Origin of the sequence: Desulfobotulus mexicanus (genome assembly GCF_006175995.1) — a bacterium.
GTDB classification, from domain to species: domain Bacteria; phylum Desulfobacterota; class Desulfobacteria; order Desulfobacterales; family ASO4-4; genus Desulfobotulus; species Desulfobotulus mexicanus.
Map to the genome: position 1 here is coordinate 83898 of NZ_VDMB01000003.1, position 24131 is coordinate 108028.

The window sequence follows — 24131 nt, forward strand, 5'->3', positions numbered from 1 at the left end:
GGCCCTGATCCAGCCCCATGCTTGACAGAATTTCATCGTACTGGTATGACCTCTTACCAAATCAGAATACAAGGAGACTCCATGCCCATACGCCCTTCCGTTCATACCGAGCACAACATTCTGCACCGCATCCTTTCTGGCACATGGCCCGAAGGCACATCCCTGCCCCCTGAACGGGAACTGGCAGAAAGCCTCGGAGTCACACGACCCACCCTCAGGGAAACCCTGAAACTCCTTGAGCGTCAGGGCTGGATCACCATCCGCCATGGCAGAAGCTCCGTGGTCAATGATTTCTGGAAAAGCGGTGGCATGGGTATTCTCAGCACCCTTGCCCGGTATACGGAATTCATTCCCCTTTCTCTGATTACGGAACTGCTGGAACTGCGCATAGAGCTTCTGCCGCCCTGCGCCCGTCTGGCTGCCATCCACAATCCTGCATCCGTGGCTGCCCTTCTGACACCGGATCAAATGCCCGGAGAAGACCCAAGGATTTTTTCAGAATTTGACTGGCACCTTCAGGAAACCATGATTCTGGCTGCAGGCAGAAGGGTATCCCTTCTCATGTACAATGATTTCAAGGCCCTTTTCATCAACGGCGGAACCCTCTACTTTCAGAGCTCCGAAACACGCGAGGAATCCATGGAATATTATGCCGCACTCCCTGATCTTCTTTTTACAGATCCCGATGCCGTGGAAAAAATTGCCGCTGATGCCATGAAGAAAAGCCTTGCCTACTGGCAGAGCCTCTTCCCCGGAACGGCAGATGCGGAAGAACCCACAACAAAGGCGGAGGAACCATGAACAATTATGATCTCATTGTCATCGGAGGCGGCATTACAGGGGCAGGCATCTTTCGCGAAGCTGCAGCCATAGGCCTTTCAGTCCTCCTCCTTGAAGGATCTGACTTCAGCTCCGGCACATCGGGCAGGTCTTCCAAACTGGTGCACGGCGGGCTGCGCTACCTGAAACAGGGGCATCTGCACCTTACTCTGGATTCCGTCCGGCACCGGGAAAGACTTCTCCGGGAGCTGCCGGGACTTGTAACAGAACTTCCCTTTCTCATGCCCATGTACAGGGATGGCGGACCTTCGCTTCTGCAGATGAAGGCAGGACTCTTTCTCTATGATCTTATGGCAGGGAAACAACGCCACTCATTTAAAAGTCTTGAAAACATCCGCTTTAACCTTCCCGGAATACGAAATGAAAAACTCTCCGGTGCCTTTAGCTTCCATGATGCTCAGGTGGATGACAGCCGCCTTGTGCTGCGGCTCATCAGAGAAGCCCTTTGCCATGAAAAGGCCTTTGCCCAGAACTACACAAGGGTTACAAGCCTTGCAAAAAACAAAGAGGGCCGGGTGACAGGAGTCTGCGCCGAGGACAGGGAAACAGGGGAAAAAAGAAAATATTATGCCCCCCTTGTGGTCAATGCCACGGGTGTTTTTTCAGCGAGACTTCACCCCCTGCCTTCCAAAAAACTGCATATCCGGCCCTTAAGGGGAAGCCACCTTGTCTTTCCTTCCCATATTCTGCCCCTGAAAACAGCCGTGAGCTTTTTCCACCCCCATGATCAACGCCCGGTTTTTCTCATTCCATGGGAAGGTGCCCTGATTTTTGGCACCACAGACGAAGACAGCACCCTGAAGGATGCGGAAAACCCCGTCATCACCAGAGATGAGGTTCTTTATCTCCTGACGGCACTGAAGCATCTTTTTCCGGATGCAGGATTCAGCGAAAAAAATATTCTCTCCACCTTTGCGGGGCTGCGACCCGTTGTAACGGAAAGCATGACCAAAAAACCCTCACAGGAATCAAGGGAGCATATAGTATGGCAGGCTCCGGGGCTTATCAGCGTAACGGGCGGCAAACTCACCACCTTCAGAAAACTGGCCTGGGATACTTTGAAGCTGGGCTGCCGCCAGCGCCATCTGCCCCAACCCGACATCAAAACTCCCGTTGTTAAGGCCTTTTATCAGCCCTGCCCACCAAACCTGAATCCGAAATTATGGAAGCTGCTCTGCGGCCGCTACGGCAGTGATGCACAATATCTTGAAACCCAAAACCCTGCCCTGCTTGAATTCATTCCCGGAACCCGTAATATCCTCGCAGAAATCCCCCTTGTCTGTCGGGATGCTTCCATACGCCATCTAGACGACCTTCTTCTGCGTCGCCTGCGCCTCGGCCTTGTTCTGGCCGATGGCGGCATGGACATGATGGAGGAAATCAGGGATCTGGCCCTGCCTGTTCTGGGCTGGAGCCCCGAAAAATGGAACCATGAGGTCCTGAGATACCATGCTCTCTGGCAGAAAAACCATGGAGTTCCCCGATGAAAGATTGCATTCTGTCCATCGACTGCGGCACCCAGAGCCTGCGGGCCCATCTCTTTGATGCCGAAGGCCGCTTGTTGGCATCTGAAAAACGCTGCTACGCTCCCTATGAAAGCCCCAAACCAGGGTGGGCAGAACAGGATGCACTGTTGTTCTGGGATAATCTCTGCAAAGCCTGCCTGAGCCTCAAGGAAAAAGCTCCGGAAGCATTCTCCCGCATAGCAGGCATGGGCATCGCCACCCAGCGGGCCACCATGGTATGCCTGGACAGGATGGGTAACCCCCTGCGCCCGGCCATCACCTGGCTGGATCAGCGCAAGGCCTCTCCTGTCTTGCAAGCGGGTTTGCTTTCTCCTTTTCTGCACCTTGCCGGAGCATCCCGGCTGGTGCACAAGGCCCAGACCGATGCCAAATGCAACTGGATAGCCCAGAACCAGCCGGGGCTCTGGAAAAAAACCGCCTGCTACATGCAGGTTTCTGGCTTTCTCAACCACAGACTAACGGGAAATTTCAGCGACTCCATAGCCTCACAGATCGGGCACCTCCCCTTTGATTATAAAAAACAGGCCTGGAGCGGTCCACTTTCCCTCAGCCGCCGCCTCTTTCCTGTTCCGGAAAATAAACTGCCGGAGCTTATCCCGCCCGGTGCTGTCCTCGGCAGGGTCACGGCCAGAGCATCCCTGGAAACGGGCATTCAGGAAGGTGTGCCCGTCATCGCCTGCGGATCGGACAAGGGATGTGAAACCTTAGGGGCCGGAGTTTTTCAGCCGGGTATGGCGAGTCTGAGCTTTGGAACCACGGCTACGGTACAGACCACAACGAAGGATTATTTTGAACCCCTTCGCTTCATGCCCGCCTACCCGGCCCCGGTTCCCGGATACTACAATCCTGAGGTGGAGATCTTCCGGGGATACTGGATGATAACCTGGTTCAAGAACGAATTCGGCCATCCTGAAACCCAGGAAGCCATGGAGTGCCAGCTTCCCGTGGAAATACTGCTGGACCGTCTTCTGGCCGAAACCCCTCCCGGAGCCATGGGCCTTGTACTGCAACCCTTCTGGAGTCCAGGTCTGCACCATCCGGACGCCAAGGGAAGCCTCATCGGGTTCGGAGACGTGCATACCCGGGCCCATGTATACAGGGCCGTTATCGAAGGACTGGCCTATGGTCTGCTGGACGGTCTGCACAGCATTGAAAAACGGGGAAAAATTCCCATCCATACCCTTGCAGTTTCCGGAGGTGCTTCCCAAAGCGATGCAGTGTGTCAGATTTCTGCGGATATTTTCAACCGCCCTCTGGTGCGGGGGGAAACCTGCGAGACCTCGGGCCTTGGGGCCGCTCTGGTCACGGCCGTAGGACTCGGCCTGCATCCGGATGTAACGACCGCCCTTTCCCGCATGGTACGGGTGCAGCAGCGTTTTGTCCCGGATGCCGACAATGTGAGACTTTATCATCGCCTTTACACCGAAGTGTACCAGCGCATGTACAAGGCCCTTGCCCCTCTGTACCGGAAAATCCGGGATATCACGGGGTATCCGGAAAGCCAGTGAAAAGCTGCTAAGGTACGCAGGCCGTTTGTGAGTGACATTGCAATCGTTTCGGATCAGAGCTTCGCCGACCTGTGCGTAAAGAATCGCCAACTGTCCGAAGTCGGCACAAAAGGCAGCGTACTGAGCTTGCTATGATAATAAAAAAGTTCATCCTGCCTTTGCCGACAAGTTTTGGCGATTCAGCACAGGTCAAGAAGCTCCCGAATAAGATTGCGTCACAAACAAATGGCCTGTGTACCTGTAAGCCTGTTTAATGATTTAACAGCTACCAGATAACTTACTGAACATTTAAGGCCCTGAAAGGAACCCCCATGCCCTCCCACAGCCCATGGATTCACACCCCGCCCCCTGAAAAAAGCTTCCGCAGCATCTTCCGCTGGGGCGATCCCAACACTTTCAAGCACCCCAACTCCAGACTCCACGCCATGCTGAAAGAGACCTTCGGCCTTGGGGACAGGGATTTTCTCACCCCCCGCTTCACGGGCGAGGAAAGGGTCTCTGAAACCCTTCCCTCCACCCTGCCCCAAGCCTTCATTCAGGCCATGGAAAGGGCGGTGGGGCCGGAGCAGGTGGAAAGGGACGCCTTCAGCCGCATCCGCTACAGCACGGGAAAAACCACAGAAGAAACCCTTGCTCTGCGCCATCAGCGACCAGAAGGCGTCACGGATCTTGTGGTGCATCCCCGCCACAAACGGGATGTGCAGGCTATTGTGTCCCTCTGCCATGAACACCGTATTCCCCTTTCCGTGTACGGCGGCGGCTCTTCCGTCACCCTTGGTCACCGCATGGAAAAAGGCGGAGTCACGCTGGTCATGGCCACCCACATGAACCGGGTGCTTTCCTTCAATGAGGAAGACCACGCTGTCACCGTGGAGGCGGGCATCAGCGGCCCGGACTACGAGGCTGCCCTGAACGAAGCCCCGAAACGCTTCGGAGCTCTGCGGCCCTATACCTGCGGCCACTTTCCCCAGTCCTTTGAGTTCAGTACCGTGGGCGGATGGATTCTCACCCTGGGATCAGGTCAGGCCTCCTCCTATTACGGCGATGCGGCAGACCTCCTCCTTGCCGTGGAAGTGATTACTCCCAGGGGAGTTATTGTGACACAAAGCGTTCCGGCAACGGCAACGGGGCCTAAGATTCAGGATATTTTCAAGGGAAGTGAAGGGGCCTTCGGAGTTCTGATCAGTGTAACCCTAAAAATTTTCCGTAAAATGCCGGAAAACACTAAACGCTTTTCCTTCATATTTCCGGACTGGAAAAAAGCTGTGGCAGCATCAAGGGAGATCACCCAGGCCCAGTGCGGCATGCCTGCGGTGTTCCGCATCTCGGATGCCGAAGAAACGGACGTGGCTCTAAAGCTCTACGGCGTGGAAGGCGGGCCGCTGGACAGCCTCATGCGCTTTAGCGGATACCGGCCCATGGAGCGCTGCCTCGCCCTGGGTACGGCGGAGGGGGAGGCGGGTTTCAGCCGGAATGTGGCGAAAAACGTGCGGAATATTGCAAAAAAATTCGGGGCCATGGGCCTCACTTCCTACCCGGTTCACAAGTGGGAGCATGGCCGCTACCTAGACCCCTACATGAGAGAAGACCTACTGGATTTCGGTATCATTATTGATACCCTGGAAACGGGTGTGACCTGGTCGGCCCTGCACCGGGTACATGACAGCGTGCGGGCCTTCATAAAGGCGCGGCCCCAGACCATCTGCATGACCCACGCCTCCCATTTCTATCCCCAGGGCACCAATCTCTACTTTATCTTCATCGCCCGCATGGAAGATCTGGACAGTTACAGGGCCTTTCACAGGAAGATCATTGAACGTATTCTCCATGCAGGGGGCACCCTCTCCCACCACCACGGTGTAGGGAGGATGATGGGACCTTTCATGGTAAAACAACTTGGTGAAGAAAATATGGAACTGCTGCGGGCTGTAAAGAGACACCTTGATCCCCATGGGATTCTTGGACCGGGGGTGATGGGCCTGTAGACTTAATTGATAATTGCCCCACTCCCTATACTTTTCCACACTTTTTTAAACTGATAACCACTCTTTAATTGATTAGCAGCAGGCTGGAGACTGGAGACTGGAAAACATAAATTCAAGCAAGATAAACCATTACAAAATTTGATTTCTTACAAATTAAAAAAATATCTGAAAAGGACAGCAATTGGCCTGCAGATAATTCATCGGTGCGGTTCTGCAGGTTATCAACGTAATGGTACAGAATGAATAATCCTTCCTTCCGACAGGACTAAATGAAACAGCATGTACAAACTTTTAACGAGGCAGTCTGACAGGAAACTCTGGGAAACAATGCACTCCTGTTTTTCCGGGACCTAAGGTATCCTGCACAACCTGTGTATGGTCTGGGCATGCCATTTCCCTTTATTGGAGAAAGTTGGTACCCTGTTTTTTTCAAGGTGTTCTGCAATCTGATCATAGGTGTGGCCCAATTTCCGCAAAGTGCGTATATTTTTGACAATCTCTTTTTTTTCTTCACCGGATAGTTTTTTTAAAACGGGAGCATCCCTTCCCACACCCGACAATCCATTTTTCTTTTCTCCATTTTCCGGAGAATTCACCGCAGGTGTAGGGGCCTCCACCACCGACTTCAGGGCATCCAGCGTAAGGGGCAACAAGGCTTCGAGAAGGGCAAGTTTTTTTTCTTCCACATCTGCTCTACGCTCCCGGGCATCTGCAAGGCGTCCCATGGTTTCATTCATCCCCTGCAGAAGCACCTGTATACCCGCAAGGGTCTCTTCCGCACGCTTGAAAAAATCCTCACTGCCCTGGACCATACTCTTCTTCTGCTGGGATCGACGATCATAGGCTGCCCTCTTCTCTGGATTTCCATAAGAATCCTGGGAGCTTCTCCCTGACCCATGACTTCGCTCTTTCTGGCTGGACCGAAGGTTCTTTAAAAAATCGTTCATGGCATTCTCCTTACCACAAGAAAATCCTGATAAATTTAAAGGCAAGGGCTTCAGGCCCATGCTGCGACTTGTTGAAGAGAAACAAATTTTGCGAAGTGACCCGACACAGAAACTGCAGACCTTGCCTCAGTGACAACAAATTTTTCGGAAAAATTGATTTCTCAGGTCATAAACATGCAGACCAGCGATATGAGACCGCTGTTTCTTTCCATCTGCATAAACTTTCTGTATTCTGATAAAGATGACACCGAATCAATTCATGGTCATTCGAACAGAGTAAGAAAAAAGACATACGATGCTGACACAAAAGCATAATGGATGGAAAAAGAATACATGATAAAATTAGCAATTGTCAATTCCATATTTTTTCAGTTATAAATAGCGGTTTTGCTGTTCTGTGTCTGTTTTTTAATATTTTTTTATACCTTCAATACCCGCCCGGGCGGGGAGGCTTTCAGGAATCCCATGTCATTTGAATCATTAAATCTGCGAAACATTGCCATCATTGCCCATGTTGACCATGGTAAAACCACCCTTGTGGACACCATGTTCCGTCAAAGTGGAGTTTTTCGTCCTGATCAGGAAGTTGCTGAGCGTATCATGGACAGTATGGATATTGAAAGGGAGAGGGGCATAACCATTGCCGCCAAAAACTGCTCTGTCCGTTACGGAACAACAAAAATTAATATTCTTGACACACCCGGCCATGCTGATTTTGGTGCTGAAGTGGAGCGCGCCCTTTCCATGGTGGATGGTGCCATCCTTCTGGTGGATGCCGCCGAAGGCCCCCTTCCCCAGACCCGCTTTGTACTGAAAAAAACCTTTGAAGCAGAAATTCCCGTGATAGTGGTCATCAATAAAGTGGATCGCCATGATGCCAGACCCCAGGAAGTGCTCAATGAAATATATGATCTCTTCATTGACCTGGAAGCCACGGAAGCACAAATTGAATTCCCATGCCTCTACGCCATAGGCAGGGATGGTATTGCCGGTCCTGAGCCGGACAATCTCGGTGAAGACCTGACAATTCTTTTTGAAACCATCCTTGCCCACATTCCCCCGCCGAAGGTAAACCCCGACGGACCCTTTTCCATGCTGGTTTCCGACATTGGCTACTCCGATTATCTGGGACGCCTTTCCATCGGAAGAATTCAGAGCGGCAGCCTGAAAAATCGCATGCCCATAGTGCGGGCCTGTGCAGACCAGTCTCTGATTCCTTTCCGCCTTTCCACCATTCAGGTTTATGAAGGTACTCAACTGATAAAATCCGAGGAAACCTTTGCCGGAGAAATTGTAGTATTGTCCGGTAATGAAGATGTGGAAATCGGCGATACCCTGACAATTGTGGATAACCCGCTTATTCAGCCCCGAATCCGTGTGGATGAACCCACGGTGGCCATGCGTTTTACCAGCAACAACTCTCCCCTTGCAGGAAAAGAAGGAAATCTTGTCCAGTCCCGGAAAATCAGGGAAAGACTGCACAGGGAAACCCTGCGGAATGTGGCCATTCAGATAGAAGATACCGATGATAAGGAAACCTTCCTTGTCAAAGGACGCGGAGAATTTCAGATGGCCATTCTCATAGAAACCATGAGAAGGGAAGGTTTTGAGCTCTGCGTGGGAAGACCTGAAGTTATTTTCAGGGAAGAAAACGGCGTACGTACAGAACCCGTGGAAGATGTGTACATAGACTGTGATGAAACCTTTATGGGAATTGTAACGGAAAAAATGTCCATCAGAAAAGGTCGTATGGAATCCCTTGTGAACAACGGCTCAGGCAGGGTCAGAATTCACTTTAAAGCCCCTTCCAGGGCACTCATCGGATACAGGGATGAATTTCTGACGGACACCCGTGGAACCGGGATACTCAATGCCCTTTTTTCAGGCTATGAACCCTACAGGGGAGATTTTCCATCCCGCTTTTCCGGATCCCTTGTATCTGACCGCTCCGGCACCGCCATTCCCTATGCCCTCTTTAATCTTGAGCCAAGGGGAGAACTGCTTGTCACACCGGGTACACCGGTTTACAAGGGAATGATCATCGGAGCCCATGCCAAAAACAATGACCTTGACGTCAATCCATGCAAGGAAAAAAAGCTCACCAACATGCGGGCATCCGGCAAAGACGACAACGTCCTCTTAAAACCCGTAAGACCCATGAGCCTGGAAGCAGCCCTGCAGTTTATCGCAGAAGACGAGCTGGTGGAGGTTACTCCTTTGAGCATCCGTCTTCGCAAAACCCATCTGGATTTCCATGAAAGACAGAGACATAAAAAGCAGAAAGAAAGCTGAACAAAAAACTTTCTGAGTACCACCTCTGTTCAGCCGGTCCCTCCCAAGCCAACCAAGGGAAGGGACCGGCAGCGGCTCTCAGGAATAATTTGCAGGATCATCCACAAAACTTTCAAAATCATTCTTTTCCAGAAAAAGACTGATCATCTGATTCAGGGTTTCTGCAGGATCTGCCTTCTTCCCCTTTTCACCGGCAAGCCTTTTGGCGTTTTTCACCACAGAGGCAAGGGTCTCAGGGCTTACATCAATTGTTGCGTGAACCGTCACGGACTGACTCAAGACATCCTCCTCGTTCCAGGGTTATTTCCTTATCATTTCTGAGCAAGATTGTGGTATGGCAAGAACCATAAAACTGTGGCTACATCAAAACAGTAATCAGAAAAAGATTTTCTTTTTGCCTATAGCCTTAAGGATTCAAATGCTTCCCATGCACCAAAGCCTCCAGAGCCTGTATAAAGGGAGAAATGCTCTCTTTCCAGTCAAAACGCTGAATCCAGGAAGTAAGCCTTTTAAATTTTTCAAGTTCCTTTTCCGGGCAGCTTAAAAGCCATTCCAGCTGCGAGACCAGCTCTTCACTGTTTTTATAGAGGAGTGTGGAATGAAGATCATCAGGCAAAAGCTCAGGATAGGAAAGCCTTGCCGGAAGCAGCGGAAGACAGCCCGCAGCCATGGCTTCGGCCACAGCCATGCCGAAATTTTCCTGATCCGCCGTGCTTACACAGATATGTGCTTTTGAAAGCAGACGGGCATAATCTTCTTTTTTTGAAGGATAATCCGAACAAATAATATGATCTTTGAACTTTTCCATGGCTTTAACAAAAACCGCAGGAATTTTTGAATGCCTTGCCCCCAGCAGCATGAGCTGAAAAGGAATTCTTTTTTCTTTAATTTCAGAAAGTGCATCAAAAAAACCCGAAGGATTTTTATCATGCTCCCACCTGTGATTCCATACAATGGATCTGGGGCTTTCTGAAAAACTTTTCCCTTCAAAAGAAAAATCCACCAGATCACAGCCAGGATAGAGCACCACACTTTTCTCTCGAATTTCATCCAGGGTCCATAAAATACCCGGCTTTGGAAAACGGCGAAAAATATTTTCGGCAGTGCTTAAAAAACGATTTTTGTGGGATTCTGAATTAAAGGCAACAAAATCAGCAACCAAAGCAGAGGTCAGGTCAGTCATGGCAGGCTGCAGATCTATATGGCTGTTGGGAGAAGGGGGATAATCAAACTGATTTTCATGAAAATAAAGAAAAACAGGGGGACAGAGAGGACCGGCAAGGGCCTTGAAATCCGATACACTCATCATGTTGGTGGTGATGACTGCATCATAAGCTTCAATCTTTATAATATCTTTTAAAAAAAGAAGGGCGGCAGAACGCATGCGCCACTTCCAGTGCCTTGCCGGAAGTGTTTTAAGTTCTGTGATATGGGGAAGGTATTGACAAAGACCATCCATAAAAGCCTTGTGGGAACCGCCGTAGTATGCTTCCAGCATTAGAAAACGCACTCCGAAACAACCCCCTCAAATAAAAATGGCCTGCGGCATAAAAGCAGGCCTGTTACTTCTTTTTTATGGTACCGAAGGGGAGACTCGAACTCCCACGCCGCAAGGCACCAGATCCTAAGTCTGGCGTGTCTGCCAATTCCACCACTTCGGCATTTCATGGAGTCTTTACGGAATTTTTTGCACAGGGTCAAGGAAGAAAACAGAATTTCCTTCAAACCCTTAAAAAAACGATCAGCTTTCCAATTCCGTCAGGAAGCCGGATATCAGATCATATATTCTCTGCCCTCCGTCTTCAGCCAGAATATCGTGGAAGTCTGAATCGGTAAGGTAAAGCTCCTTGTGTGCTGTTTCAAGGCGCTTAAAGATTTCCAAAGCCGCTTCCGGTACTACCAGAGGATCCTTACGGCTCTGCAGCACCATGCAGGGAACACGGATCAGGGGAATCCCTGTTCTGACCTTTTCCCCAAGCAGGGCCATTTCCCTGAAAACAGGCTCCGAGTGCTCCCTGTATCCCATACCGGATGTCTCAAGGGCACAAGGAATACGTATTTTTTCCTTTTTCCCGGTCCTGATGCGGGAAAAAATACGATCCCATACAGCCGATCCGGGTTCATCACAAAGTCTGTATTCCTGTATTCTGGAAGGTACACCCACCAGACACAGGGCCTTCAGGCCGGGAATGCGTATGGCAAGAAGGCTTGCAAGAAAACCCCCCAGAGAAATCCCCACAGCAGCTACTTTTCCACATAGTACATGCAGCAGGGCATATCCTTCCAGAACTGCATCTTCCCACTGGACAGCCTTTGATTTTCCCAGATCCTCCGGTGAAGTGCCATGGCCCGGCAGACGCAGGCCATACACCCAAAATCCTTTTTTCTGAAGACTATTCCCCAAAGCCCGCATTCGGGCAGGTAGAGAAAGGTAGCCATGGATCAGCAGAACGCCAGCTCTACCAGCCATACCCTCCAGAAAAAAAGGCCGGCCTGAATCCTTATCCATAAATTCATGCTGAAAACCATAGCGACTGCGGGCTTCTTCAAAACTCCGCACCCCCTTTTCCAGCAAATGGGCCACAAGCCGTCTTTTTATGTGAAAGGACGTTTCCCTTGCAAGGCGGGTTAAATGGGGCCGCAACAGAGCAAGGGGCTCAATCTCATTTGCCATCACAGCTATGGGATTGGCAACACGGATATCATGGAAATCATAGTCTGCTGTAAGCCTGGCACTGTTTCGCCTGAAAAATCCGTTTTCCGCAGGGAGAAGAACGCCCGTGTCCTGGGCATAACGGAAAAAATCCTCACATCTTCCGAAACGGTCATCGGTAATCAGATGAATCTGACTGTACTCAAGGCTTCTGTGCAGATAAAGCCGCTGGCTGTCAAGCCTGAGGGTCGCTGCAAGATAGACCCTGCGACACAGATCTTCAGGATCAATTAGATCTCCGGGCATTTCCCTGAGAATGCTTGCAAACAGATGATCCGGGTTAACCGTGGTCATGGCATAAATGGCAGCCATGTAATCCTGCATCAGTTTCTGTGCTGCCTGCCTCAGGGCGTCAAGGGAGGCAATGGGGTCATCGGGACCAAAGGGGCATGGAGAATGGATGTCTGAAACAATGGCGTGATGCTTAAGATAAGCCCCCGCCTCCAGGGGGCGGCCAAAGCGGATATCCACATCCACCCCATCGAGGAGCATACTGCCTTCGGTCATAAGCTCCTCACTGACCCTCTGGGGCAGAGCATCCACCAGAAAGGCTGCCAGACGGTTCAGGGCATTCTCCCTGACCCGCAGGGGATAATAGGTGATGTTTACCGGGACAATGTGTACAGCCTTCTCCGTTACCTCTTCAGGATTTTCCACCTCAAAGGGCCGACAGACTTCCATGGCAGCTTCCCTGCCCTCCTCCGTCCTGTGATGCAGGATTCTTCTTCGATAAAACTCCGCACGCAGGGCAAGGTTGGCAGCGCCTGTTCTGGGACGTTTTTTTTCTTCCCCATTGTCCACAATAAAGCCATCATCAGAAACCACCTTCTTACTTTTAACCATGCTGCCTTCGGGGAAAATAATCCAGCGGGCTTCATCCAGAATAAGGCTTTTTATGATAAGACTGTCCCTGTCCGGTGCTGCAGTGGAAACAGCCCCGCCCTTTTCCAGAAATCCAGCCATGGCACCTGTAAACAAGGCATGGTGAGCTAAGGACCAGATGGGGCTGCCCGTAATTTCTTCCAGATGATAAGGAAGAAACAAAGTCTCGATACGGGTAAAGTGATTTACCGTAAAAATCACCGGCCCGTCCGGTATGTTCTCCTCGCCGCTGATAAGGGTTCTGGCATTGGAAAGCCGGTAAAGGCGTTTTAAGGCAAAGGTTGTGGAAAGAAAGGCAAAACGATTCATGTTTTCCTGGGATCATGGGTTGTGGTCATGAAAAAAGCCCTAGAATAAAAGCGTTCATGTCGGAATATGCTTGAGCTCCCTCCATGGAAAGCACCTCAGGCCACATTTTTTCAAATTCCTCGGGTGCCATGGCCTTTTTGGGATCAAAGCGGACACCCCGGCCCGTCACCAGCTGTACCCGGTTGAGGCAGCCAAGGCCCATGTTGAAAATACTTCCGCTTTCCCCGCAGGCAGAGGAACATAGCCAGAGAACCAGAGGAGCTACCGTTGCAGGGTCCATATTTTCAAGAACTTCCGGAGGCAGGAGGTCTTCTGTCATACGGGATGCAGCAAGGGGGGCAATGGCATTGGTCTGTATATTATTTTTTCTGCCCTCAATGCAGACAGACTGCATCATTCCCACCAGCCCCATTTTTGCAGCCGCATAGTGGGACTGACCAAAGTTTCCGTAAAGACCTGCTGCGGATGTGGTAAAAAGAATCCGTCCGTAATTCTGTTTTTTCATGATACGCAATGCCGGTGCCGTGACACAGAAGGCCCCTTTGAGGTGCACATCAAGAACGGCATTCCAGTCCTGGGGCTGCATTTTTACAAGGCTCACATCCCTGAGATTACCTGCATTGTTCACCAGAACATCCAGACGTCCGAATTCTCCCACGGCCGCAGCCACCATGGCCTCTCCGCCATCGGGATCTGCAACGGAATCCATATTTGCAATGGCCTCGCCACCCATGGCAAGGATTTCTTCCACAACCAGAGCAGCCGGTCCTTCGGAATTACCTGCCCCGTCTCTGGCAGCTCCTATATCGTTCACCACAAGCTTTGCCCCGCGCCTTGCAAACTCCAGGGCATAGGCCCGGCCAAGCCCGCCACCGGCTCCGGTTATCAACACAACCTGATTATCAAAACGAATGTTTTTTTTCCCCTGATCCACACAGGCCTCCTTTTTTCATACATATCGAAAAAAAATCAGTGACTGTTCAGCTTCATTTTCCAAGTACCATAACTGCCAGACAGATGCACAGACACCCAGGCTCTTTGCCTGTGACGCAATCCGGCACTCAAGCTGAAAGGCTTAAGCCCTTTACGGGAGCAAAAGTGCTTAGGGATCTTGAGTGCCGGATTCGGGAGCTTCTTGCCCTGATCCGAAACGATTGCAATGTCACTTGCAAACAGCCATGGTACCTTGCAACAGTACGAAGCTGTTGCAATTGCAGCATTGGAATTTCAGAATAAACTATGCTGAACGATTACGAAAAATATTGCTTTTTTAAATTGTAGAGATTAGGTAAACCCGTCATTTTTGTCAAGAAAGAGTCCATCAAAATATGCAGAAAACAAAGCCTTACTTGACAAGCCACCCACTCCAGAATAACTTTTCCTGCCTGACTTAGTGACCCGAAAAAGGAGACTGCTTTGCAATCCAAAATTCTGATTTTAAGATTTCCTGCAGAAGCCAGCCAGAAACCACTGGTCTGCAATCTTGCCCGTAACTTTGAACTGACCTTCAATATTCTCCATGCCCAGATCCTTCCCCGCAAAGAAGGTCTCATGGTTCTGGAGCTCTCCGGCAGCAGAGAGAATTTCAGAAAAGGTCTTGCCTATCTGGAAAGTGAAGGCATTGATGTACAGAATGCCGGACAGGAAATCACAAGGGATGAATCCCGATGTACCCACTGTGGCGCCTGCACCGCCGTATGTCCTACGGCCGCCCTTTATGTTCACAGGCCGGACATGGCCGTTGTCTTTGATCAGGAAAAATGCAGTGTCTGTGAACTCTGTGTGCCTACCTGTCCCACCAAAGCCATGTGTGTGACAGCCACCAAAACAGAAAAATTTTTTGAATGAGCCACATTCTGGTGGCCGTCAGCGGCGGCATAGATTCTCTGGTGACGGCCCGGATTCTTCAGGAAGAAGGACATAAAATCCGTGCCGTTCACTTTCTCACGGGCTTTCAGAAAAAAAAGCCGGAAAAAGACATGGAGGAACTGGGCAAAAGGCTTGGATGCCGGATTGAGATTGTGGATTTTTCCAAAGACTTCCAGAACCATGTCATCGATAACTTTGTAGAAGAATACAGGGCTGGACGCACTCCCAACCCCTGCCTTATCTGCAATCCTGCCATCAAATTCGGCTCCCTCATGAGTGTGGCAGAAAAAATGGATTGCATGGCCGTGGCTACAGGTCATTATGCCCGTATCCTTCCTACAGAAGACGGACTTGCCGGTCTTTTCAGGGGACGGGACAAGATAAAGGACCAGTCTTATTTTCTTTCACGGGTTCCCCGTTACCGCCTTGACAATATTCTCTTTCCCCTGGGCAGTTTTACCAAGGAAGAAGTGCGGCAGAAAGCCCATATCTTCAAACTGGAACCTCTGTCTGAAAAGGAAAGCCAAGATATCTGCTTTCTTCCGGATGGAGGATATGCAGATTTTCTTGAAACAACAGGGAATATAAAACCGCTCCCCGGACCCATTGTTACCACTGACGGAAAAGTCATTGGACGCCACAGGGGCCTGCACCGCTATACCATCGGCCAGCGCCGTGGGCTGGACTGTCCCGGTCCTGCACCTTATCATGTACTGGCACTGGATACGGCCCATAATCATCTTGTAGTTGGTTTTCGGGAAGAAATGATGGCATCGGGCTGCTGTGTAAATAATATAAACTGGCTCATGCCCCTTCCTTCTGCTGCCCTTCAGATCACCGTCAAAATAAGGTACCGCCATCAGGATGTACCGGCAACATTGATTCCTGAGGGCAACAGCCGGGCCTCTGTCCATTTTACAGCTCCACAGGCTGCCATCACTCCGGGACAAGGGGCAGTGTTCTACCATAAGGACAGGGTACTGGGCGGCGGTTTCATTCAGGAAAAAATATAAAATCCCTGTTCTGAGAACGAAAGTACATCATGACCCCTTTTTTTATCACGACCCTGGGCTGCAAGGTCAATCAGCACGAATCCGATGCCATTGCCGCCTGCCTGGAAGGCAGAGGCTGGCATAAAACCCTTAAAATCCGTGATGCTGAAGTTGTCATTCTCAACACCTGCACCGTCACAGGGAAGGCAGCCAGCCATTCCAGACAACAGATCCGGCGTCTGGCAGAACATAATCCAAAAGCCCTTCTCATTGTGACTGGTTGCTGCGCCCAGGTGGAAGGCAATCTTATTTCAGCCATGGAAGGCGTGGATCATGTCATCCCCCACAAGGATAAACACAGAATCCCGGAACTACTGGAAAAACATAAAAACGGAGCTTTTCCTGTCTGGCCTTCTTCCCCGAATGCAGAGCCATGCCAGGAAACTCTTTTCATGGACATCCCGGCACCCGCACGGGACACGGGCCGTTCCCGTGCCTTTTTAAAAATTCAGGACGGATGCAATTCCTTCTGCACCTACTGCATCGTACCCTATGCAAGGGGGCGCAGCAGGAGCCTGAATCCTGAAAGCGTACTTGAAAAGGTAAAGACCCTTACCAAAGCCGGCTATAAGGAAATCGTTCTAACAGGAATTCATGTGGGTATGTATGGGGCTGATCTCAATCCTGCACTCAGATTTGAGGATCTTTTGCATCTGCTGCTGGAGGAACCATCCTGTCCGCGGCTGCGCCTTGGCTCTCTGGAACCCATGGAGCTTACAGACAACCTGATTTCCCTTCTAGCGGAAAATCCCAAAATTGCTCCCCATCTGCATATTCCCCTGCAAAGCGGCGCTGATGCCATTCTCAAGGCCATGGGAAGACCCTATGACAGCTCTTTTTTTGCTGAACGCATCCATGCCATACGAAATAAACTGCCCCATGCAGCCATTGGCACGGATATTCTTACGGGATTTCCCGGTGAAACAGAGACCCTTTTTAAAAAAAGCCTGAAACTGGTAGAAAGCCTTCCCTTAACCTATCTCCATGTTTTCCCCTTTTCCCCCAGACCGGGAACACCGGCTGCGGACTTTCCCCATCCTGTTCCAGTGGAAATTTCCAAAGAACGCAGCTCTCTTCTGAGAAAAACCGGAGAAAACAAACGCCTGCTTTTTGCCCAAAACCTTGTGGGCAGCACCATTGAAGTCATTTTTGAACGACGCAGGGACAGAATCACCGGGTGGCTGAAGGGCCTGACAGGAAATTATCAGACCCTGCTGATGGAAGGGCCGGACAGTCTTCTGCACCAGATAATTCCCGTTACAGTGACTAAAATCCGGGAAGACGGGCGACTGGAAGGACAAATTAGCTGACAAAAAAATAACTGGAAATCTTTATCTAAAACGTAATTATTCAGCACATTTTTTTATGCAAGATTATCCATTAATTTCAAAGCACTGGTTCCAGCAAAAGACAATCGGGCTGTTTGTGAGTGACATTGCAATCGTTTCGGATCAGAGCTTTGCAGGCCTGTGCGAAAGAAGCGGCAAACTGTCTGAGCCGCCAAAAGGCAGCGTGCTTAAGCCTGCCATGGTAATCAAAAAGCTTATCCTGCCTGTGGCGGGGAGTTTTTGCCGCTTCCGCACAGGACAAGAAGCTTCCGAATAAGATTGCGTCACGAACAAATGGTCCGCTTGTCTATGCACCTAATTAATTGTGCTGAACAGTTACTCTAAAACTACAACACTGCAATCAAGTCAGTTTTATTTTAATGTAATGCACACTGGCCATGCACCTGTTTGACAGGTATGACCATTGCCAGTGCACAGAAAAAAAGGGAAACGTTTTACTGCTTTTCAATTGTGTGCTATACTTTTTGGTTATGCAAGGATATCTGTCAATAACCTTGTAACGATGATACCGTTACATACAAAATCAGGAGAATCCGCATGACTTTTAAAAAATTAACAGGACTGATCCTCATTGCCGCATTATCCCTTACAATTTTCAGTTGTAAAAGCAGCAATGAAGCACCGGAAGCAGAAGAAAAAAAAGGTGCCACATGGCGCTACGCCCATGAGGAATTTGAAGGAGATGTTCAGGATGTCTATGCCCATAAATTCAAAGAATATATTGAACAGAACTCCAATCATACCCTTCAGATTTTCCGTTTTGGTGAACTGGGTGAATCCGATGACATCATGGAACAGACCCAGGCGGGTATTCTGAACTTTGTCAATCAGTCTCCGGGATTCACCGGCTCCCTTATTCCCGAAGCCCAGATTTTTTTCATCCCCTACCTGATGCCCACAGGAGATGAGGATGTCATCCGTTTCTTCCGCACCAGTGTAGCCATCAATGAGATGTTTTCTGAGCTTTATGCCGAACAGGGCCTGGAGCTGCTTTCCATGTATCCGGAAGGTGAAATGGTGGTCACGGCAGACACCCCCGTACGTTCGCCTGAAGATTTTCGGGGAAAAAACATCCGCACCATGACCAACCCCCTGCTGGCTGAAACCTACCGGGCCTTTGGTGCCACCCCCACTCCTCTGCCCTGGGGAGAAGTATACGGAGCACTGCAGACCAACATCATTCAGGGCCAGGAAAATCCCATCTTCTGGATTCAGTCCGGTGGCCTGTACGAGGTATCACCTAACCTGACCTTCACAGGCCATGGCTGGTTTACAACGGCACTTATGGCCAACCAGAATTTCTTCAACGGACTGTCCGAAGAAGATCAGCAGCTGATCCGCAATGCAGCAGCCTATGCCTTTGACTACATCACAGAATATATTCCAGGACTTGGCGATGCCATGCTGGAAAAAATCCTGGAAGCAAAAAAAGATGTCACAGTGACAAGACTGACTGCAGAAGAGCGGCAGGTTTTCAGGGACAGGGCTGAGCAGGTGGAAAAGCGTTTCATTGAAATGACCGGAGAGCGTGGCGAAAAGCTTCTGGATCAGTTCAAAAAAGATCTGGAAAATGTGATGGCTGGAGAGGTTTAAACCCAGGTCTTGTGCCTGCAAGCGGCGGGCACCCCTTAAGGGTGCCCCTGACAACAGGGATCATGTTTTTTTTCTTGAACACCACCTTGTTTCACCATGCCGTCTGACACAGGAACGGGGGCTTAATTTTCTCCCATCTCCCACAGGGACATTACATATGGCTAAAAAAAAAGAAAAACCGGGTCTTTCGGGAATACCCGGGCAGATTGACCGCTGGATGAACCATATTGAAGCCTTTATTCTGGGTACCAGTGTGCTTCTGATGGTTCTCAATACCGTATCCAATGTCATTGGCCGTTTTTTCTTCGGAGAAAGCCTTTTCTTCTCCGAAGAAGTTAACCGCATTCTCATTGTTATGATTACCTTTGCAGGCATCGGTTATGCAGCCCGCCATGGCCGCCATATACGCATGTCCGCATTTTACGATATTCTGCCCGTCAATCTGCGCAGAATACTGATGATTTTCATTGCTTCATTCACATCTTCCGTCATGTTTTTTCTGGCTTATTTTTCCATTGGCTATATTTCCAGTGTCTACAATACGGGAAGAGTGCTGCCCACCATGGGCTTTCCCCTCTACTTTATTTATCTGTGGGTACCCTTGGGTTTTACCATCACAGGTATTCAGTATGCACTGACAGCCCTGAAAAATGCCGTTTCGAAAAAAGCCTATCTGGCTGTGAACGTAGAAGACTGCTACACAGATACTGATTCTCAATAAAAACAACAGCACAATTCTTCAGAGCTGAAGCCTGAAAGGAAATATCCATGACAGCCATTATGCTGACCATCATGGTTGTACTACTGATTCTGGGTTTTCCAATGATGATTCCCCTCATTGTTGGTGCCATTGCAGGCTTTTATATGACCTTTGATGGTTTTTCCCAGATGAATATCCTCATACAGCAGCTCATGGGAGGTATCAGACCTACGGCCCTCATTGCCGTACCCATGTTTATTTTTGCTGCGGAAATCATGACAAGGGGGCAATCATCAGAGCGCCTTGTGAATCTGGTCATGGCCTTTATCGGACATATCAAGGGCGGACTGGCCGTCAGCACAGCAGCCTCATGCACGCTTTTTGGTGCTGTTTCCGGCTCCACCCAGGCTACCGTTGTGGCCATCGGCTCCCCCCTGCGCCCCAGAATGCTGGAAGCAGGCTACAAAGATTCCTTCACACTGGCCCTCATAATCAACTCCAGTGACATTGCTTTTCTCATTCCCCCCAGCATCGGCCTGATTCTTTACGGTATCATATCAGGAACTTCCATTGGAGAACTTTTCATTGCCGGCATAGGCCCAGGCCTTCTGATTCTCCTTCTTTTTTCAGTATACTGTATGATTTACGCAATCATCAAAAAAGTCCCCACAGAACCCAGATCCACCTGGAAAGAACGGGGACTTGCCGTAAAAGAAGCCCTGTGGCCCTTAGGATTTCCCTTTATTATTGTCGGTGGTATCTACGGCGGTATTTTCAGCCCTACGGAAGCGGCTGCTGTCTGTGTTCTCTACGCAATCATTCTGGAGTTTCTTATTTTCCGCACACTTTTTCTGCCGGATCTTTTTAAGATAGCAAAATCAACGGGACTGATCACAGCTGTAGTATTTATTCTGGTAGCCGTAGGGAACGGTTTCTCATGGATTTTATCCTTTGCCCACATACCCCAAACCCTGCTGGCAAATATCGGTGTGAACGAAGCCGGACCCCATATGGTCATGTTTGCCATTGCCCTTGCTTTTTTCATTGCCTGCATGTTTGTGGATCCCATTGTGGTGATCCTTATTCTGACACCCATTTTTTCTCCTGCTGTTGCCAATGCAGGGCTTGACCCCGTACTGGTGGGTGTTCTCATTACCCTTATGGTTGCCATAGGATCTGCCACACCACCCTTTGGCTGCGATATTTTTACAGCCATAGCCATCTTTAAACGCCCCTACTGGGAAGTCATCCGGGGAACCCCTCCCTTTATTTTCATTCTGATTCTTGTGGGTGTTCTCATCGTTGCCTTTCCACAGATTGCCCTTTTCCTAAGGGATATGGCTTTTAATAAATAAACATTTCAACTGTTTCAATTTAAAGGTCTTCGTCCTCTTCCCTGGATGCAAAGAGCTTTTTATCTATGGCCTTTTCATAGGCAGCTTCCCTTGTAATACGCTTATCCTTGACCATCTGGGCCAAATGCTGATCCATGGTCTGCATTCCCCTTGTGCTGCCCGTCTGGATAATGGAACTGATCTGGGCAATTTTACCGTCCCGGATGATGCTGGCCAAAGCTGGCGAACCCAGAAGTACCTCATTGGCAGCACAGCGGCCCTTCCCGTCTCTGGTTTTCAGAAGCTGCTGGGCCACCACGGCACTTAAGGCATCGGCCAGCATGGTACGGGTCTGGGCCTGCTGATCCGAGGGAAAGGCATTGATGATCCTGTCAATGGTCTTGGCCGCACTGTTGGTATGCAGGGTCCCGAACACAAGAATCCCCAGTTCCACACAGGTCAGTGCCAGAGAAATGGTCTCCAGATCCCGCATCTCCCCCACAAGAATCACATCGGGATTTTCACGGCTTGCCACCCGCAGGGCATCGGCAAAGCTTCTGGCATGGGTACCTATCTCACGCTGGGTGAAAAGACATTTTTTATTGGGATGTACAAACTCCAGAGGATCTTCAATGGTAATAATATGGGCATCACGGGTGTTGTTTATATAATCTATTATTGCAGCCAGTGTTGTGGATTTACCACTTCCCGTAGGCCCCGTGACCAGTACCAGACCTTTACGAAACTCTGCAATGCTACGCATTACAGGTGGCAGATTCAGCTGCTCCAGGGTCATGATCTCCGTAGGAATGATACGAAAAACCCCACCGATGCCCCGATTCTGAAAAAAGAAATTACACCGGAACCTGCCAACATCTTCCAGAGCATAGGCCATGTCACAATCCAGGGTTTCATCCAGATGGGCGAGCTTATCCGGTGGCATGATTTCCGTAAGAATCCTTCGGTTGGATTCTGGAGTCAAAACAGGCTCATCAAGGGGCAGCAGTTCTCCGCGAAAGCGAATCAGAGGCGGAAAACCAACGCTCATATGAAGATCGCTGCCACCCCGCTCCTTCATTTTCTTAAAATAGGCATCAATGATCGCCATTGGCATTCTCCCTGTCCGCTAAGGGTTGAAATCTACCAGGATTAAGGGCATTGGCACAGGCTTCAGCGGCTGTGATTTTTCCGGCATTGAGCAGAGCCATGATGGAATCATCCATAATCATCATTCCAACGGATCTGCCCGTCTGCATGATGGATGGAATCTGAAAGGTTTTGGCATCTTTGATCAGATTTGTCAGGGGGAGGGTTCCGATAAGAATTTCCAGGGCCATCACCATGGATTTCCCATCCTTGGCCGGAATCAGCCGCTGGGTGATAACTGCCTTGAAAGATTCACTTAAGGTGGCCCGAATCTGACTCTGCTCATTGGGTGGATAGGAATCAATGATCCTGTCAATGGTTTTGGCCGCACTGGAAGTGGAAAGGGTACCTATAACCAGATGGCCTGTTTCCGATGCAGATATAGCAAGAGAAATGGTCTCCAGATCCCTGAGTTCACCTATCACAATAACGTCCGGGTCCTGACGCAGCGCCCCTTTCAGGGCGTTAGCATAACTTCCCGTATCCCGGGCCAGCTCACGCTGGTTGACCACACTTTTTTTAATGGGATAAATAAATTCAATGGGATCTTCCACCGTGAGAATGTGATGACTTCGGGTACTGTTGATGTAATCCACCATGGCAGCCAGTGTGGTGGATTTACCATGACCTGTGGCCCCTGTAACAAGGATAAGCCCCTGATGGTTATCCAGCACCTTTTTTACTATATCGGGCATACCCAGAGAGTCCAGACTGGGGATTTCAGGCGGAATAACCCGAAACGCTGCAGAAATTCCATTATTATGATACATCGCACTTCCCCGGAAACGGCCAAGATTTTCCACATCAAGGGCAAAATCCAGCTGCTGCTCTGCCTCAAGCTTCGCCTGCTGTTCTCCGTTCAACACCTCAAAAATAATACTGCTGCTCTGCTGTGCCGTAAGCGGTGAAGCTTTCAATTTCTGCAATTTGCCCAGCCGCCGGATCATAAAAGGCTCTCCGGGTGCCACATGGATATCCGATGCCTTATAATCTACGGCAGCCTTGAACAGCTTATGAAGGGTAGCCATGTTTTCCTCCCATGCTTGGGTATCATTAAAAAACCGCGTAAAAGGCACAGATGGAAAACACCCCTTTCTGCGGCTACAGAATTTTAAAACGTCCTTCATACTTTTTTAAATATACAATATTAAAATAATACTGTTTTTTCTGAATTTGAGTCAAGGATAAAAACCAGGCAAAGCAATGTACCTGTTATTGTAAAATACAAAAAAAAAACTGATGCGAATTGACTTTTAAACGATGATAATTTACAAATTTAAAAAACCAATAATGCATAAAATATTTTTTCCATTGCTTTATCAGTAAAACATTTTCAATTATCAGGTTCTGATACTGAAATACTTGGAAAAAAAGCTTATTTAATTTAACACTATAATCCTAAAATCAAGGAGGTTACCATGTTCCAGAAACACATACTCTTTCTGTGTATTTTTACCGCATGGGTACTAATTTTAACAGGCTGTGCCGGAACAACCGTCCAAAGACTGGATGCAACGGAAGAAGTTGCCCTTACGGACCGCTGGAACGCAACAGACTCACGCATGGTCTCTGAAGAAATGATCAATGACATGCTCTCCTTTCCCTGGATATCCCGCTGGCAGAGCAGCAATCCAAGAAATCCCCAGCCTACGGTCCTTGTAATGGGAATACGCAACCGTTCCCACGAACATATCGCAGTGGATACCTTTGTAAATGACCTCCGCAGGGCCATGATACGTTCCGGGAGGGTTGACTTTGTGGCAGGTGGAGATACACGCTCAGCTATCCGGGATGAAAGACTGGATCAGGAATTTCAGGCAACGCCTGAAACCGCAGCAGCCCTTGCCCAGGAAACCGGTGCCAACTTTGCCCTGTCAGGCTCCATTGATTCCTTTGTGGACCAGCTGGATGGTCGCCGTGTCACCAGCTACCAGATAGACCTTACCCTTATAGACATGACCACCAACCGTGAGGTCTGGACAGGGCAGAAAAAAATTCAAAAATTCCAACAGAAAAGCCGCCTTCGTTTTTAATCAATCAAGCCTGCAGCGGATACGGAGCCTCTGGAAAGATCCCAAAAAGGAGA

At 49.6% G+C, this 24131-nt stretch carries 20 protein-coding genes and 1 tRNA gene; 13 read left to right on the forward strand and 8 right to left on the reverse strand.

Going from position 1 to position 24131, the window contains the following annotated elements; genetic code table 11:
* Positions 1–81: 81 nt before the first annotated feature.
* The 4 genes from FIM25_RS03770 (at position 82) to FIM25_RS03785 (ending at position 5859) form a co-directional block, all read left to right on the forward strand.
* Positions 82–801 (forward strand): GntR family transcriptional regulator, encoded by a 720-nt coding sequence (locus FIM25_RS03770; RefSeq protein WP_179953138.1) that lies wholly within the window; start codon positions 82–84, stop codon positions 799–801.
* Positions 798–2327 carry a glycerol-3-phosphate dehydrogenase/oxidase gene (locus FIM25_RS03775; RefSeq protein ID WP_139446465.1) on the forward strand — a complete coding sequence of 510 codons (1530 nt, stop codon included), beginning with the start codon at positions 798–800 and terminating at the stop codon, positions 2325–2327. Before FIM25_RS03770 ends, FIM25_RS03775 begins: the two co-directional genes overlap by 4 nt.
* On the forward strand, positions 2324–3874 hold the full coding sequence (locus FIM25_RS03780) for an FGGY-family carbohydrate kinase (protein ID WP_139446467.1): 1551 nt from the start codon (positions 2324–2326) through the stop codon (positions 3872–3874). The genes FIM25_RS03775 and FIM25_RS03780 overlap by 4 nt, the downstream gene beginning before the upstream one ends.
* A gap of 311 nt (positions 3875–4185) precedes the next feature.
* Positions 4186–5859 (forward strand): FAD-binding oxidoreductase, encoded by a 1674-nt coding sequence (locus FIM25_RS03785; protein ID WP_139446469.1) that lies wholly within the window; start codon positions 4186–4188, stop codon positions 5857–5859.
* Positions 5860–6209: 350 nt separating this feature from the next.
* Here the strand turns inward: FIM25_RS03785 and FIM25_RS03790 are convergent, their stop codons facing one another.
* Entirely contained in the window at positions 6210–6806 is a 597-nt protein-coding gene (locus FIM25_RS03790) for a recombinase family protein (protein ID WP_179953139.1), read from the reverse strand.
* A 465-nt stretch (positions 6807–7271) separates the two neighbouring features.
* On the opposite strand from FIM25_RS03790, the gene typA reads away from it, so the two are divergent.
* Complete coding sequence (gene typA / locus FIM25_RS03795) at positions 7272–9098, forward strand: translational GTPase TypA (protein ID WP_139446472.1); 1827 nt, start codon at positions 7272–7274, stop codon at positions 9096–9098.
* A gap of 78 nt (positions 9099–9176) precedes the next feature.
* Here typA and FIM25_RS03800 read toward each other — a convergent pair whose 3' ends face one another.
* The 5 genes from FIM25_RS03800 to FIM25_RS03820 all read right to left on the reverse strand — a co-directional run bounded on the left by FIM25_RS03800 (position 9177) and on the right by FIM25_RS03820 (position 13936).
* Positions 9177–9377: a hypothetical protein gene (locus FIM25_RS03800; RefSeq protein WP_139446474.1), complete on the reverse strand. Its 201-nt coding sequence runs from the start codon at positions 9375–9377 to the stop codon at positions 9177–9179.
* 127 nt (positions 9378–9504) lie between these two features.
* Positions 9505–10608 (reverse strand): tRNA-queuosine alpha-mannosyltransferase domain-containing protein, encoded by a 1104-nt coding sequence (locus FIM25_RS03805; protein WP_139446476.1) that lies wholly within the window; start codon positions 10606–10608, stop codon positions 9505–9507.
* A 66-nt stretch (positions 10609–10674) separates the two neighbouring features.
* A tRNA-Leu gene (locus FIM25_RS03810) sits at positions 10675–10759 on the reverse strand.
* An 80-nt stretch (positions 10760–10839) separates the two neighbouring features.
* The gene (locus FIM25_RS03815; RefSeq protein WP_139446478.1) at positions 10840–13002 is read right to left on the reverse strand and encodes an alpha/beta fold hydrolase; all 2163 of its coding nucleotides are present in this window, start codon (positions 13000–13002) and stop codon (positions 10840–10842) included.
* 25 nt (positions 13003–13027) lie between these two features.
* Positions 13028–13936: an SDR family oxidoreductase gene (locus FIM25_RS03820; RefSeq protein ID WP_139446480.1), complete on the reverse strand. Its 909-nt coding sequence runs from the start codon at positions 13934–13936 to the stop codon at positions 13028–13030.
* Positions 13937–14418: 482 nt separating this feature from the next.
* On the opposite strand from FIM25_RS03820, the gene FIM25_RS03825 reads away from it, so the two are divergent.
* The 7 genes from FIM25_RS03825 (at position 14419) to FIM25_RS03855 (ending at position 20920) form a co-directional block, all read left to right on the forward strand.
* Positions 14419–14850, forward strand: coding sequence for an NIL domain-containing protein (locus FIM25_RS03825; RefSeq protein ID WP_139446482.1), 432 nt, complete (start codon positions 14419–14421; stop codon positions 14848–14850).
* Complete coding sequence (mnmA, locus tag FIM25_RS03830; RefSeq protein WP_139446485.1) at positions 14847–15884, forward strand: tRNA 2-thiouridine(34) synthase MnmA; 1038 nt, start codon at positions 14847–14849, stop codon at positions 15882–15884. Before FIM25_RS03825 ends, mnmA begins: the two co-directional genes overlap by 4 nt.
* Positions 15885–15913: 29 nt before the next feature.
* Entirely contained in the window at positions 15914–17233 is a 1320-nt protein-coding gene (gene mtaB / locus FIM25_RS03835) for a tRNA (N(6)-L-threonylcarbamoyladenosine(37)-C(2))-methylthiotransferase MtaB (RefSeq protein WP_139446487.1), read from the forward strand.
* 55 nt (positions 17234–17288) lie between these two features.
* Positions 17289–17528, forward strand: coding sequence for a hypothetical protein (locus tag FIM25_RS03840; RefSeq protein ID WP_139446489.1), 240 nt, complete (start codon positions 17289–17291; stop codon positions 17526–17528).
* Between the two features lie 281 nt (positions 17529–17809).
* The gene (locus tag FIM25_RS03845) at positions 17810–18865 is read left to right on the forward strand and encodes a TRAP transporter substrate-binding protein (RefSeq protein ID WP_139446491.1); all 1056 of its coding nucleotides are present in this window, start codon (positions 17810–17812) and stop codon (positions 18863–18865) included.
* A 157-nt stretch (positions 18866–19022) separates the two neighbouring features.
* The gene (locus FIM25_RS03850) at positions 19023–19586 is read left to right on the forward strand and encodes a TRAP transporter small permease (RefSeq protein WP_139446493.1); all 564 of its coding nucleotides are present in this window, start codon (positions 19023–19025) and stop codon (positions 19584–19586) included.
* Between the two features lie 47 nt (positions 19587–19633).
* Positions 19634–20920, forward strand: coding sequence for a TRAP transporter large permease (locus FIM25_RS03855; protein ID WP_139446495.1), 1287 nt, complete (start codon positions 19634–19636; stop codon positions 20918–20920).
* A gap of 19 nt (positions 20921–20939) precedes the next feature.
* Here the strand turns inward: FIM25_RS03855 and FIM25_RS03860 are convergent, their stop codons facing one another.
* Together FIM25_RS03860 and FIM25_RS03865 are read right to left on the reverse strand one after the other, a co-directional pair.
* Complete coding sequence (locus FIM25_RS03860; RefSeq protein WP_139446497.1) at positions 20940–22007, reverse strand: type IV pilus twitching motility protein PilT; 1068 nt, start codon at positions 22005–22007, stop codon at positions 20940–20942.
* Positions 21994–23073 carry a type IV pilus twitching motility protein PilT gene (locus FIM25_RS03865; RefSeq protein WP_139446499.1) on the reverse strand — a complete coding sequence of 360 codons (1080 nt, stop codon included), beginning with the start codon at positions 23071–23073 and terminating at the stop codon, positions 21994–21996. Before FIM25_RS03865 ends, FIM25_RS03860 begins: the two co-directional genes overlap by 14 nt.
* A gap of 390 nt (positions 23074–23463) precedes the next feature.
* Here FIM25_RS03865 and FIM25_RS03870 point away from each other — a divergent pair, with 390 nt between their 5' ends.
* Positions 23464–24078, forward strand: a complete 615-nt coding sequence (locus FIM25_RS03870) for a penicillin-binding protein activator LpoB (protein ID WP_139446501.1) — start codon at positions 23464–23466, stop codon at positions 24076–24078.
* Positions 24079–24131 lie beyond the last annotated feature (53 nt).

Bases quoted from the DNA above. Each gene is read 5' to 3' on its own strand.
- FIM25_RS03770 (WP_179953138.1), top strand. From the start codon at position 82: ATGCCCATACGCCCTTCCGTTCATACCGAGCACAACATTCTGCACCGC.
- FIM25_RS03775 (WP_139446465.1), top strand. From the start codon at position 798: ATGAACAATTATGATCTCATTGTCATCGGAGGCGGCATTACAGGGGCA.
- FIM25_RS03780 (WP_139446467.1), top strand. From the start codon at position 2,324: ATGAAAGATTGCATTCTGTCCATCGACTGCGGCACCCAGAGCCTGCGG.
- FIM25_RS03785 (WP_139446469.1), top strand. From the start codon at position 4,186: ATGCCCTCCCACAGCCCATGGATTCACACCCCGCCCCCTGAAAAAAGC.
- FIM25_RS03790 (WP_179953139.1), bottom strand. From the start codon at position 6,806: ATGAACGATTTTTTAAAGAACCTTCGGTCCAGCCAGAAAGAGCGAAGT.
- typA (WP_139446472.1), top strand. From the start codon at position 7,272: ATGTCATTTGAATCATTAAATCTGCGAAACATTGCCATCATTGCCCAT.
- FIM25_RS03815 (WP_139446478.1), bottom strand. From the start codon at position 13,002: ATGAATCGTTTTGCCTTTCTTTCCACAACCTTTGCCTTAAAACGCCTT.
- mnmA (WP_139446485.1), top strand. From the start codon at position 14,847: ATGAGCCACATTCTGGTGGCCGTCAGCGGCGGCATAGATTCTCTGGTG.
- mtaB (WP_139446487.1), top strand. From the start codon at position 15,914: ATGACCCCTTTTTTTATCACGACCCTGGGCTGCAAGGTCAATCAGCAC.
- FIM25_RS03840 (WP_139446489.1), top strand. From the start codon at position 17,289: ATGCAAGATTATCCATTAATTTCAAAGCACTGGTTCCAGCAAAAGACA.
- FIM25_RS03845 (WP_139446491.1), top strand. From the start codon at position 17,810: ATGACTTTTAAAAAATTAACAGGACTGATCCTCATTGCCGCATTATCC.
- FIM25_RS03850 (WP_139446493.1), top strand. From the start codon at position 19,023: ATGGCTAAAAAAAAAGAAAAACCGGGTCTTTCGGGAATACCCGGGCAG.
- FIM25_RS03855 (WP_139446495.1), top strand. From the start codon at position 19,634: ATGACAGCCATTATGCTGACCATCATGGTTGTACTACTGATTCTGGGT.
- FIM25_RS03860 (WP_139446497.1), bottom strand. From the start codon at position 22,007: ATGGCGATCATTGATGCCTATTTTAAGAAAATGAAGGAGCGGGGTGGC.
- FIM25_RS03865 (WP_139446499.1), bottom strand. From the start codon at position 23,073: ATGGCTACCCTTCATAAGCTGTTCAAGGCTGCCGTAGATTATAAGGCA.
- FIM25_RS03870 (WP_139446501.1), top strand. From the start codon at position 23,464: ATGTTCCAGAAACACATACTCTTTCTGTGTATTTTTACCGCATGGGTA.